General features: G+C 39.5%; 1 protein-coding gene. It reads right to left on the reverse strand.

Features of this window, described 5'->3' with window-relative positions; all coding sequences use genetic code 11:
• The coding region (locus ACFINS_RS09920; RefSeq protein WP_375706168.1) for an HlyD family secretion protein at window positions 1-829 on the reverse strand (829 nt) is incomplete at its 3' end.
• Window positions 830-840: the final 11 nt, after the last annotated feature.

The following is an 840-nucleotide window of genomic DNA, read 5'->3' on the forward strand; positions in this document are numbered from 1 at the left end:
AGGCGTCAAAAGTAATATAAGCCGTTTGTCCAGCGTGAATATTTTGTAACTGTGTTTCTTTATAGTTGGCTTCAATATAAAGCGCCTGTATGGGGACGAGTGCTGCAAGACGTTGACCATTCACAACAAAATCCCCAGTTTTCGCTGTTAAATTTCCAATGATTCCAGCGAATGGAGCCCGTATAATGGTTGAATCAAGATCACGTTTTGCTTTATCACGTGTGAGTTCTAGGCTCTTTGTCTGGCTTTCTGTTTCACTGCGTTGTGCTTCTAGCACTTGGATGTTTGCGCGTGCTGCGGCTATTTGTGCATCTGCACGGTTTACATTAGCAATGGCTTGTTCATAAGCTGATTTAGCATCATCAACATCGGATTGAGGAGCATAACGATCAGCTTTAAGTTCTGTAGTCCGTTTTAAGGTTAGTTGTGCATTGGTTGCTATGGCTGAAGCAGCTGCTTTTTGTGCTTGCGCATCATCTAAAGCACTGTGAGCGGCTACAATTTGCGCATCAATACGTAGAAGGGTTTTTTGTTGTGTGTTGAGACGCGCTTCTGTCTGATCTAAGGCTATTTGATAATCACCATTGTCTAAACAGAATAAAACATCGTCTTTTTTAACAACTTGATTGGCTTTAATAGCAATTTTCTTAATATATCCGTTTAATTTAGGGGCAATGGCAGCAATATCTCCTTGCACATAGGCATCTTCGGTGGAGAGAATATAACGCCAATGTGTTATCCACTTATAGCCAAACCATAGCATAAAAAGCGCAAGAATAACGAGGATAGGACGAATTATTTTTATCTGTTTTATTTTTTTTAAATACATATCTTTTCTTT

The organism is Bartonella sp. AA2SXKL, assembly GCF_042197205.1.
In the GTDB taxonomy this organism is placed as follows: Bacteria; Pseudomonadota; Alphaproteobacteria; order Rhizobiales; family Rhizobiaceae; genus Bartonella.